The sequence below is a fragment of the Pseudoalteromonas luteoviolacea DSM 6061 genome (assembly GCF_001625655.1).
Classification (GTDB): domain Bacteria; phylum Pseudomonadota; class Gammaproteobacteria; order Enterobacterales; family Alteromonadaceae; genus Pseudoalteromonas; species Pseudoalteromonas luteoviolacea.
Map to the genome: position 1 here is coordinate 44,293 of NZ_AUYB01000093.1, position 12,281 is coordinate 56,573.

A 12,281-nucleotide genomic window follows, 5' to 3' on the forward strand; every position below is an offset into this window, starting at 1 on the left:
TGCTTAGGGCAATAAACCCCCCAATGATACAAATGAGAATTATTTTCAAATAAGTATTGACACCCACTCAAATCTAACTGATAATCAATCGCAACAAAGCAGATAAGCACTCACTTTGTTGACGTACTCAAATTTGTTTCTCGACCCCGAAACACGTGTTGCGCACGCAAACAGCTTTAGGTTGTCAGTGATGAACTTTAACGCCCCTTAAGGTGATTCACTAGCAACCGACTTACTATTTTACTTGCTACATTGCTCATATCGGTGACGGTAGATATGAACCTAAAAGGCCCTATTAGGGCCTTTTTTATTGCCTCTTTGTACCCAATTGTAATCTAGTGTAATAGCTTCCTATTTGTACCCTTGTTAGAGTTTCGTGCCTTTTATTACTTGCACCTTGCTATGACCAAAACTCGCTATCGCTATAATTTAATTTTAACGATACTGCTGCTAACTGGTTTTATTTTTACCAGTTGGTTTAGTCTAATCATTGCTAAGCAATCCTTGTTCAATGGGATCGAAAACGATGCACTGCCCCTAACCAGTCACCTCATTCACACTGATCTGCAAAAACAGCTGCAAGCACCGATTATTATTTCTGCTCAAATGGCGCACAACACTTTTTTACATGCATGGCTGATTGATAACAAAGAAAACAAACAATTGTTGTTTGAGTATTTACGACAAACTCGCCGAGAGTTTGGTGCCGTCACTGGTTTTTTAGTTACCAGCGACGATCAGAAATATTACCGGTACGATGGCGAAACTTCTGATCTCGATACACAGAGTACACAAGACCAGTGGTATCAAGAAACTTTAGAGAGCCCCAACCCATATACTTTGAATGTCGATTTAGACCCCCGCGATGACCATCAAGCCGTGGTCTTTGTGAACCATAAGATTCAGCACAAAGGTCAGGTGCTAGGGGTAACGGGTGTCGGTGTAAAGCTAGATCACCTAAAGCGATTAATCGATAAATACCAACATACTTACGATCGTAAGGTCTATTTTATTGACCATAAAGGACGTTTATTGTTTTACAATGACTCGACGTTTACCGACGCCACACTAACCGATAAATTTGGCATACACAGCACTAAACTGCTCAATCAAAACAACTACAAGTTAAGATTAGAACAGGATAAAAAAACAATCTTTATCAACTCACGGTATTTAGAACAGTTTGGTTGGTATTTAGTCGTAGAGCAAACACTTACTCAAGATAAGTCTTTTTCAGATACTTTGTACATCAATTTGTTCATGGGTGTAGTGATCACCGCAGTAATACTTGCAAGCGCGCAGCTGACATTCAATCACTACCAAAAACGTCTTGAAAAAATGGCCACTTTCGACAAACTGACCAATACCCATAACCGTCAAGCATTTGAACCCTTGCTGCAAAAAGCTTTGCATAAAGCGCGTACGCAATTTACGCCTTTAACCATGCTGATTCTGGATGTAGATCACTTTAAACAAGTTAATGATGAGCATGGGCACTTGGCCGGAGACAAAGTATTGGCGCAGGTCGCTCAGGTTTGCAAAAGTGTAGTGAAATCCCGTGGTGTTACTTGTAGATGGGGCGGAGAAGAGTTTGTCATCCTACTACCCAAAACCACACTAGACAATGGCTATGAGTTAGCACAGCAGATCCACGATGAACTGAATAAAAGCCCGTGCGAGGTAAAGGTCACCGCAAGTATTGGCATTGCACAATACCATGTTGATGAGTCGGAGGATGGCTTACTAAAACGAGCCGATGCTGCTTTGTATCGTGCGAAAAGCACCGGCAGAAATCGCACGGTGCTTGCAGAAGCCGCTTAATTAGCGGCGGTTTTTCCTTGCGCGGGCACGTCGCTGGCGCTTTTCTTCTTCTCGAGCTGCTTTTTTTGCTTCAGCGGCAGCACGCAATTCTGCCACCATTTGCTCTTCATCTTCGCGCATTTGCGGGGTTTCCATTGTCACCCTGCCAAGGATTGCATCACGCAATTCGTTAATGAGAATTTCCGACATTTTATGCGTATCAACCTGATTCCCTCCACGGATACAGCCGCGTTTACGGCCTGCCATTTCAATAAAGGTCCAATCGCACTCTGGTAATTCATCTATCTTGTAGCGGCTTTTTAGCAACTCTGGGTATGCTTTCAATAAATACTCAGCAGTATAACTGGCAACTTCTTCATAATTAATCGCTGTATCACGTATCGCGCCTGTTGCTGCCAGTCGATAGCCGGAGTTTTCATTTTCCACTTTTGGCCACAACATGCCCGGCGTGTCATACAGCATGATGCCATCTTCTAAGCGAATACGTTGCTGCGCTTTAGTTACCGCAGGTTCATTACCCGTTTTAGCCACAATACGGCCCGCTAAAATGTTGATCAGTGTCGACTTGCCAACATTTGGGATCCCCATAATCATGGCTTTCAATTGTTTGTCTTGACCCACTTTATGTGGCGCTAGCTTTTTACACAGCGTATTTATGCGATGCACCTCAGCCGCCTTATCATGACCAAACGACAGTGTTTTAACTCCATCTTCTTGCTCAAAATACTCCATCCAAGCTTTAGTCATCTCGGGGTCTGCAAGATCTGCTTTATTCAAGATTTTGATGACCGGCTTGTCACCTCGCAGCTGCGTTACCATCGGGTTTTCACTGCTATATGGGATACGTGCATCAAGCACTTCGATAATGACATCCATCTGCGGCATGATCTCTTTGATCTCATTACGCGCTTTGTTCATATGCCCAGGAAACCATTGGATGGCCATAAAAAATCTCTCCAAAACTAAAATCTGTGGCTATTTTAACGTAAAACGCACCAGATAGATAAATCTTGATATACTGATGCTTTAAAAACTCTCTGCGCACTATCATGGCACTAAAATCGACAATCTTAAAAGCACATTTAAATATCAGCGACATGGATAGACATGTTTATACTGACAAGTCTCTAACTATTGCACAGCACCCATCGGAAAATGAACAGCGCTTAATGGTGCGTTTACTTGCTTATATACTGCAATATAACGAAGAGCTCACGTTTACCAAGGGCTTATGTGTAGATGATGAGCCAGCAGCATGGCAAAAAAACCTAACTGACGACGTTGAATTATGGGTTGATATTGGCTTGCCAGACGAAAAGCGACTCAAAAAAGCCGCTGTTCGCGCCAAGCAGGTTGTTTTGTATACCTACGGTGAAAATACGCAAGAAATCTGGTGGAAAAAAAATCAGTCTGCAGCGAATCAATACGGCAATTTGTCTGTATTTAGCTTACCGTATAGTGCAACTTCCCAAATGACAGAGTTATTTGCTCGCTCAATGGATTTGACAGCCACCATTCAAGATGGCGAAATATGGCTAAGTAATTCTGAACATAGTGTGCAGATCACACCACAACAACTAAAGTAGGGAAGCCAATGAGAATAAAGCGGATCGTCGTATTGCACGGGTTATATATGTCGGGTTTTGTGATGCAACCGCTTTGTAAGCGCTTAGAGAAGACAGGCTGCGATATTCTCAACCTAACCTACAATACACTTGACCCAGACAAACATACCATCTTTCAAAAAATAGATGCATTTGTTGACGGCCAACCCACGGCATTGGTGTGTCACTCTATGGGAGGGTTGGTCGCTAGAGACTACCTCACTTATGCATCACCGCAAAGTCAACATGTTAAAAAGGTCATCACGCTTGGTACGCCTCATAAAGGGAGTGCAATTGCCAAGCATATGCATGACAAAGGGTTTGATAGGCTTTTAAAAAACAGCGTTGAATACCTATTGAGTGAAACCAATACGTGGCCTTTTCATGCGCGTTTATATAGTATTGCGGGTGATCTGCCCATTGGTTTGATGCCATTGTTGCAAAAAGGCAGCCGCTCTGATGGTACCGTACTACTTGATGAAACCAAGCTCAAAGGTATGGCTGAGCACAAGATATTTCACCTCAGCCACACCACTTTAATTTACTCACGCACGGTGATGGACTATATCATTGAGATCCTACATCGTGATGAATAGCTCACTTGTCAGCTCTTTGTGCTAATTTATATGCAACTAAAGCGATGATACCCATAATTAGTGGCACGGGTGCAGCTAAGTAACCAAACGCGTCTGAATTAGCATAGCTTGCTCCTGCGAGGTGACCAACTAAACCGACGACAAAAGCAACTAACGCAATGACAACTACGGTAAGTTCGCCTCTATGCTGTGACTCTGTTTTACCTTTCATAGTGCTCTCCTTGATTAAACTAACGTCCTAAAAGATAAAGGTTGGGAATGAATAGAACGTTTTGCCCATTCATTATGGCGCCATAAAGCGTATAAAAATTGACCTAAATCAAGTTCGTTATGTACAAATAATCCCCTCTTTTAACCCCTTGCGATGGATCAAGCATAGGTCGAGTAATCAGACAAATTGGCAAACTTTAAGCTAGTGCAAACACCTTTTTCGATGATACTAATCGCTTTTCATTGATAGCCAAGTTACTGAACTTGGGCCAAACTAGGTGTCATAGAGTTAATACGGGCTGCAACTTCAATAGCCCATTAACGACACAAATTTCTGCGGCTTAAGCCGTCAACTGAACCTAGGGTGGAAAAAGACATGAGTAATAGCATTGGATTAGACGCACAAAAAAGTCAGCAATTGGTAGAGTCATTAAATACTTTATTGAGCAGCTATCAAATTCAATATATGAATGCCCGTAGTTTTCACTGGAATATTAAAGGTAGAGAGTTTTTTGAACTACATGTAAAGTTTGAAGAGATTTACAATCAGTTGCTACTCAAAGTGGATGAGTTAGCAGAGCGTATTCTAACGATTGAAGGGACTCCCCTTCATGCATTTAGTGACTACCTTGCTATCAGTGAAATCAACGAAGCAAAAGGGGTGCAAAATGGACCTGAAGCGGTGGCTATTTTACTAGATGGTTTCACTTTACTCATCAAAGCTCAGCGCAGTATTTTAGCGCAAGCTTCTGATGCCGAAGATGAAGGCACCGCATCGTTGATGAGTGATTATATCACTGAGCAAGAAAAGCTCGTGTGGATGCTGAAGGCATATTTAGGCTAACAGCTTTATTCGGTTAACCACTCAGCCGCCCCACGATGGCTAGGGTGCTGACTAAGGTAAGCGGCGACATCAAGGTAAAGTTGCACTTGGATGTCGCTTTGTGACCACAATTCATTGATGATTTTTCTAGATAGGGCATCAATGCCTATGTAGTCAATACGACGATAACCTCTCTTTTCCATATCAGAAAAATAGTCCTTTAGCGCCTCAATGCTGTCGCTGGTTGTCATTTCAAATTGACTCAAGTTAATCACTGCACCATACAATTGACCAGGGTTGTAATTGAGCCATTTTTGACGCGCTTCTTGTTCTAACGCTGTCATTCCTTCACAATTAAACGCCCCGACTAAATTCACAAAAACATTGGGGGGAGTGATATCGATTTGCCATTGCCCATGTACCGTAAACATGCCACCCTCTCTAATACCGTCAATGCGGTGCTCTCGCACCGCGGTAATTAATGAGTCAGCTTGTCGCTTCAGGAAGCAAAGAAATAAAAAATGCCATCTCTAGTGCTTTCTCGTGCAAACTTTTGAACCTGCCCGACGCGCCACCATGACCCGAGTCCATATCAGTTTTTAATACCAAGAGATTTTCATCTGTTTTAAATTCTCTCAGCTTAGCGACCCATTTCATTGGTTCCCAATACTGGACTTGGGAATCATGTAGCCCAGTTGTCACTAGAATATTAGGATAGTCCTTCGCTTCTAGGTTGTCATAGGGAGAATACGATAATATGACATCGTAATACTCTTTTTCATTCGGATTGCCCCACTCATCATACTCGTTCGTTGTCAGTGGTATCGTTTCGTCCAACATAGTCGTCAACACGTCTAAAAATGGGACGTGACAGCCAATACCAAGATAAAGCTCAGGAGCTTGATTTATTACAGCCCCCATTAGAAGACCTCCTGCACTGCCACCTGATGCAAATATCTTGTCTGCGGCCCCATATTGCATATCGACCAATGCACGAGTCACATCAACAAAGTCATTAAAGCTATTTTCTTTGTGTGCTTTCTTTCCGTGTTCATACCATCGACGGCCTAACATTTCGGACCCTCGAATATGTGCGATCACATATACAAAGCCTCTATCCAACAAACTTAATGTGGAACTAGAAAAAATAGGGTCTATTGTGTAGCCATATGCACCATAGCCATATTGCAGTAATGGGTTGGTACCATCTTTATTGAAAAGCGATTTGCGATATACGATTGATGCTGGGATTTCCTCTCCGTCACGCGCCCTAATATGAACTCGCTCAGAAGCGTAATCAGACGGGTTAAAGTCACCAAGTACCTTCATTTGTTTCTTTAGCGTCTTTTTCCCTGTCGCTAAATCACACTCAAAAATACTGCTTGGCGTCGTAAGGCTAGAGTAAGAAATTCGCACCGATGTGGCACTCGATTCAGGGTTGTATGCAACACCTGCATAGTAACACTCATCTTCAAAGCCCAACTGATAGCTCGCTCCGTGATAGTCGTGAATGACAAAGCGGATCTGACCTTTTTCCCTCTCTGTAATCACAAAGTGACTATCAAACAATTCCAACCCTTCTAGTAATACGTGCTCCCGATGGGCTATCACTTCTTCCCATTTGCTTGGATCATTTATCGCATCAGCACTTGCACGAACTAAACGGAAGTTTTTCGCGTCGCTATTTGAGAGCAAATAATAGTAATCACCAAACTTTTCAAGACCGTATTCATGCCCTTCTTGACGCGCAAGTAAGCGCTTAAACTCGCCAAGAGGCTGGTTAGCATCTAAATATAAAACGTCACTTGTTTCAGTTGCTGAGAGATAAATAAAAATTTCACTCTCATCTCGGCTTTTACCCAACCCCATATAAAATTGGCGATCTTGCTCTTCATATACCAACACATCTTCACTTTGAGGTGTGCCCAATATATGTCGATAAACCTGAAACCCCAGTAATGTTTGTAAATCTTTTTTGACGTAAAAAACCGATTTATTGTCATTGCCCCAAACGATTTGACCTTCAGTTTCGAGCAGCATATCATCTAATAACTTGCCGGTTGCAATATCTTTAAAGCGTGCGGTGTAAATGCGACGACCATCAATGTCTTCGCAATACGCCAATAGCGCGTCATCCGGACTGACAATCAACTCCGCCAATTCATAAAACTCATGACCTTTTGCGAGCTCATTCACATCGAGTAGCAACTCTTTGTTTTCCATTTTTTCATTGAGCGCGCGATAGTGGCGACCATATTCTTCCTCACCACTCACCTCATTGGTATACCAATAGTGCCCATCTTTAACGGGAACGGAGGAATCATCTTTAACGATACGCCCTTTCATTTCTTCGAATAGCTTACTTTGTAGTGCAGTATGAGGTTTCATTACTGCTTCGCAGTACTCATTCTCTGCTTTTAAGTGGGCCAGAACTTCTTCGTTTTGACGTTTATCATCGCGCATCCAGTAATAGTTATCTGTCCTTTGATGCCCGTGTATCTCCATTTGATGGGGTACTTTTTTTGCCACCGGTGGGGTAAGCGCTTTGGTCATGTATCTGTTCCTGAATTATTATTATGGTACCAGTCTATCACAGCCTTGCATTACGTACAGCGCAGGTTTCATGCACAGCTTTGCGCCTGCAATAAATAGGATCCATAGTTCGTTACTGTCTTAATCAGACGCTTTGGCAAGACAATACTTTATAACATCACACTTTAAAACAAGAGAGCTTACCCTCTTACCCTAATTTTGTCGTTTAAAACAAAAAACCCAGCTACTGTGCTGGGTTTTTTAAACATATGCTGCGGTATTTATGCGTTACTCGCTGAACCGTCCTCGTCCATATTTCTATCTCGGCGCATCAGCCTGCGTCCAAACTTGCCAAATGTACTCTTTACATCAACCAAGATAATGTACAAGCAAGGCACTAAAATCAACGTGATCATAGTTGCAAACAACACCGCGAAACCTAGGGATATTGCCATAGGTATCACAAATTTAGCTTGCAAGCTGGTTTCGAAGATAATCGGTGTGACCCCTGCAAATGTCGTGATTGACGTTAAGGTAATCGCTCTAAATCGTGCACACCCTGCTTCAATCACGGCATCTTTCAGCCTAACACCTTCTTTACGAACTTGGTTAACATAGTCAGTCATGACCAGCGAGTCATTAATTACAACCCCGGCAGCAGCAATTAGGCCAAAGGTCGACATCATGCTCATGTCTAAACCATTCAACCAGTGACCCCAAACAGCGCCAATCAAGCTAAATGGAATAACCGACATAATAATTAATGGCTGAGAATAACTCTTCAGTGGTACGGCCAAAAGGATATAAACAATCATCATACCGGCAATAAAGAACATGACTTGCTCATCTGCTTGAGCTTGAGTTTCTTCTACCGAGCCACCTAACTCAGACTTAACCCCTGGGTATTGCTCATACAGTTTAGGTAATAGATTCTCTTTAATATTTTTAACCACGGCAGAAGGCTCAATTGCTTGCTCGTCGATGCTACCGTATACGTACACTGTGCGATATCCACCTTCTCGACGGATGTAACTTACACCTGGCTTTTCAGTAAACTCAACGACGTCGCCCAATACCACTTCTCGTCCTACAGGCGTTTTCACCAAAGCATACTTCAAAGAAGCAACGGCTTCCCTATCCAGCTCTGGATACCTCACCATCACACGAATTTCTTCACCATCTCGGATCACTCGTTGCGCTTCACCGCCATAAAAGCTATCTCCAATTTGGCTTGCAATACCTGATAATGTCAGGCCAAGTTCGTACGCCACAGGTTTTAATGATAACTGTACTTCTTTGCTCGGTGGATCGATGGTTGAGCTGATATCAAATAAGCCTTTTTCCTGTTGCAGCATAGAGATAAATTGTCTCCCCGCGGCATTCAAGGTATCAATATCTGGACCGTAAAGTAGGTAACCAAATTCACCATCACCATTACCCTGATCATTCACATCATCAATAACAAGTAATGACTTAACACCTGCAATAGTCGGCATATTTTCACGCCATCTGCGTGATAACTCAAATGCATCAAATGGACGAAGATCTTCATCAACTAATACCGCAAGCACTGAACCTTCACTGCGACCTTCATTCCAAACAAGAATATCTTTTAGCATTTTTTGCCCATATTCTTGCTCGATCTCGCGATCCACTTCTAGCATCATCTTTTCAACTTGCGTAACCGCAGCCAAAGTCTGCTCATCAGAAACATTATCATTGAGTAATATTTTGACCATTGGATAGTCATGAGGCACTTTAGGAAGTGGGATAAAACGCACTTGGCTAGACGTGATCAATGACATGCTGATAAGGAATAAGGCAATAAAGCCAGAAAATACTGCCCAGCGCCATTCCACACACTTTTCCACAGTGCTGCGGTAAGGACCATTCACGAATGCAAAGAAGCGCTTGTTAAACTTAGCGCGCCAGCTGCCTTCACGCATTGGCTTAAACTTTGTGTGCGCCAAGTGTGCCGGCAAGATCCATTTTGACTCGATCAAACTGAATATCAGGCACAGAATCACCACAATAGAAATCGACTTAAAGAAAGCGCCTTGTGGGCCACTCGACATTACCATAGGCGCGAAAACGGCCATCGTGGTCAATACCCCAAAGGTTGCTGGAGTCGCTACACGCTTAGCGCCGCGAACCACACTATCAACGCTCGGACCACTGCGTTCAATTTCCGTGTAGGAGGCTTCCCCAATAACAATGGCGTCATCAACAACAATCCCCAGTACCATAATAAATGCAAAGAGAGATACGATATTAATGCTGATACCAAATACCGGCATCAACATTATGGCGCCAAGGAAGCACACAGGTAAACCAATCATAACCCACAGCGCAAGCTTAAAACGCAAGAATATTGACAACATAATGGCGACTAATAACGCCCCTTGAAGCATATTCTTTTTCATCATTTCTAGACGTGCATCAAGATAGTAAGTCATATCAACAATGGGTGATAAAGACACACCCGCTGGCAAGGTTTTATTTTTTTCTTCGATGTATGCATGAACCGTTTTGGCAATGGGCACCATGTTTTGTTCTTTGGTCGCTTTAACCGAAATAAACGCGGCATTAACGCCGTTTTGTTTGAAGTAGAACTCTCCCTCAACAAACTCATCTTTAATGGTTGCAACGTCTTGCAGATATACTTTCGCGCCATTATCTCCCACTTTCACAGGAATACGCTTGAACTCATCGCCTCGATACTTTTGATTTTCAACTCGTACCGAGATAATGCCTGCATCCGTTCTGATTTGACCTGCGGACATGTTCGCAGAGTAACGACGAATAGAGTTGCTGACATCTTCAATCGTTAATCCATAACGGCGTAATGTGTCCGGATCAATTTCTATCCCAATTTCATATGCTGGCGTACTGCGCTCAACAAGAGAAACGTTGCTAAGTTGCAATAATTCATCTTCTACTTCTTTCGCGAGCGGCTTGAGCTGTGCCAAAGGGATATCCGCAGCCAATGCCATCTGAATCACGTCTTGACGAAATTCAACCTGCTGAACCCTGACAGGCTCCATTGCTGCTGGGAAAGTCGCGATACCATCAACCCGGGTACGTACTTTATCAACCACATCACTTAAATCCGCATCTGTGTCTATCTCTAGCTGCACACTGCCGCTGCCGCGACGAGCTCGATAAACACCTTTGTCAACCTCAGTGACGTCCTTAAGCGCTTCTTCAATTTTGATCAGGATACTTTCTTCAATTTCTTGAGGGGAAGCACCTGGATAATTAGCATTAATACTGACAAAGTTGAGTTCAATACTCGGAAACATCTGCCGTTGGATTGTCATGTAACTCACAATGCCCATGATCAAGATAAAGACCATCATGAGGTTAGCGGCGACCGGGTTGTGTGCGAAGTACGCAATTAACCCTTTTTGGGAAGTTTTGATTTGTTCAGTCATAGTCATTCCCTGCTGTTACAGCTTTCCCACGTTGTCAGTATCTCCCTGACCTTGCTCGCTACCTGCGACTTTAACCGCCATGCCTCGCTGTGGATATTCAGGCAATGTAACAACGACAGTGTCACTATTCGAGAGACCCTCACCTACTAAATAGTACGCACCTTCTTCGCGAATGACTTGCACTTCTCGGGGTTCCAGCTCCGCATCCGAATTGATTAACCACACCGTTTGGTTGTTAACTAATTCTTGTGGCAGGCGATAAATCTGTTTAAGTGTTGTACCAGCAAATTGTACCTGTACGTAGGTACCAAACTTTATGGCTGGTGCATTGCTAGTCAAACCATAAGGGTCGTCAATGCGAACTACCAAGTTGTTCATGCGCGTTTGCTGATCTACCACGCCCAGATCTCGATGAATGTATGCTTGGCGAGTAAACCCATTGATGCCTTTTTGCGACAAGGTCGCTTCAATACCCGACACATTTTCTGGTAGAAAAATAGAATCGAACCCCGCAATTGGAATGATTATTTCGGCCTGCTCAATGTTATTTAACCTCGCCACAGAGGCACCTGTATTCACGAATTGACCCAATCCCACGTCTCTGGATACGACCAACGCATTAAATGGTGCCACCACCTCACAATTGTCTAAATCTCGCTGTGCTCTGCTAAGTGCTGCTTTGGCAGATTTAACCGCGGCTTTCGCGCTGAGCAATTGTGGTTTACGAAGGAATAAATCTGTGTGCTTTTTGCTTGGAAAGCGCTTTGCTTCATCCGCAGCAACGTCAGCCAACGCTTGCTCTTCGATTAGTTGCGCTTGAGCACTGGAAAGCGCGGCCTCTGCTTGTAACACTGCCGCTTGATAATTATCTTTTTCAATCTTAAGGAGGATATCTCCTTTATTGATAACACCACCTGCAACGAAATTTGGATGCCAATACTCAATTTCACCAGAAACTTGTACTGACAACATCGTTTGCTCAAGAGGTTGAACTTCACCATAACTATTGATCACAACTTGATGATCTTGAGCTCTTAATGCTTCCACTTCGACGATAGGCCTTGTGTCTACAACGTCTGATTCATCATCACTTTTTGCAACAGCATTTATACCCATAAATCCTGCGATACCGATACCCAACGCAACGAAGGGTACTATCCATTTTAGTGTCTTTGCTTGCATGACCGCACCTATTGATAATTTCCTACTGCTATCTTAACAAGATTTAGGCCATGCTGGGTGTGACATTTGTAAGAATCTG

Annotated in this window: 10 protein-coding genes; 4 read left to right on the plus strand and 6 right to left on the minus strand. The window is 43.1% G+C overall.

Annotated elements, in window-relative coordinates; genetic code table 11:
- Positions 1–402 precede the first annotated feature (402 nt).
- Positions 403–1,821 (plus strand): sensor domain-containing diguanylate cyclase, encoded by a 1,419-nt coding sequence (locus tag N475_RS06905; RefSeq protein ID WP_063357339.1) that lies wholly within the window; start codon positions 403–405, stop codon positions 1,819–1,821.
- Here N475_RS06905 and ylqF read toward each other — a convergent pair whose 3' ends face one another.
- On the minus strand, positions 1,822–2,766 hold the full coding sequence (gene ylqF / locus N475_RS06910; RefSeq protein ID WP_063357338.1) for a ribosome biogenesis GTPase YlqF: 945 nt from the start codon (positions 2,764–2,766) through the stop codon (positions 1,822–1,824).
- Positions 2,767–2,870: 104 nt separating this feature from the next.
- Between ylqF and N475_RS06915 the strand changes: the two genes are divergently transcribed.
- Both N475_RS06915 and N475_RS06920 read left to right on the plus strand, forming a co-directional pair.
- Positions 2,871–3,407 (plus strand): YaeQ family protein, encoded by a 537-nt coding sequence (locus N475_RS06915; protein ID WP_063357337.1) that lies wholly within the window; start codon positions 2,871–2,873, stop codon positions 3,405–3,407.
- Positions 3,408–3,415: 8 nt separating this feature from the next.
- The gene (locus N475_RS06920) at positions 3,416–4,021 is read left to right on the plus strand and encodes a lipase family alpha/beta hydrolase (protein ID WP_063357336.1); all 606 of its coding nucleotides are present in this window, start codon (positions 3,416–3,418) and stop codon (positions 4,019–4,021) included.
- A 1-nt stretch (position 4,022) separates the two neighbouring features.
- Here N475_RS06920 and N475_RS06925 read toward each other — a convergent pair whose 3' ends face one another.
- Positions 4,023–4,232, minus strand: a complete 210-nt coding sequence (locus N475_RS06925; RefSeq protein WP_063357335.1) for a hypothetical protein — start codon at positions 4,230–4,232, stop codon at positions 4,023–4,025.
- Between the two features lie 375 nt (positions 4,233–4,607).
- Here N475_RS06925 and N475_RS06930 point away from each other — a divergent pair, with 375 nt between their 5' ends.
- The gene (locus tag N475_RS06930; protein WP_063357334.1) at positions 4,608–5,075 is read left to right on the plus strand and encodes a Dps family protein; all 468 of its coding nucleotides are present in this window, start codon (positions 4,608–4,610) and stop codon (positions 5,073–5,075) included.
- A 5-nt stretch (positions 5,076–5,080) separates the two neighbouring features.
- Here the strand turns inward: N475_RS06930 and N475_RS06935 are convergent, their stop codons facing one another.
- From N475_RS06935 to N475_RS06950, 4 genes are all read right to left on the minus strand, one after another.
- Positions 5,081–5,485: a hypothetical protein gene (locus N475_RS06935; RefSeq protein WP_063357333.1), complete on the minus strand. Its 405-nt coding sequence runs from the start codon at positions 5,483–5,485 to the stop codon at positions 5,081–5,083.
- Between the two features lie 55 nt (positions 5,486–5,540).
- Positions 5,541–7,607 (minus strand): S9 family peptidase, encoded by a 2,067-nt coding sequence (locus tag N475_RS06940; protein ID WP_063364935.1) that lies wholly within the window; start codon positions 7,605–7,607, stop codon positions 5,541–5,543.
- Between the two features lie 260 nt (positions 7,608–7,867).
- Positions 7,868–11,026, minus strand: a complete 3,159-nt coding sequence (locus N475_RS06945; protein WP_405127433.1) for an efflux RND transporter permease subunit — start codon at positions 11,024–11,026, stop codon at positions 7,868–7,870.
- A gap of 9 nt (positions 11,027–11,035) precedes the next feature.
- A complete protein-coding gene (locus N475_RS06950) occupies positions 11,036–12,202 on the minus strand; it encodes an efflux RND transporter periplasmic adaptor subunit (protein ID WP_063357330.1) in 1,167 nt (388 codons plus the stop codon).
- Positions 12,203–12,281: the final 79 nt, after the last annotated feature.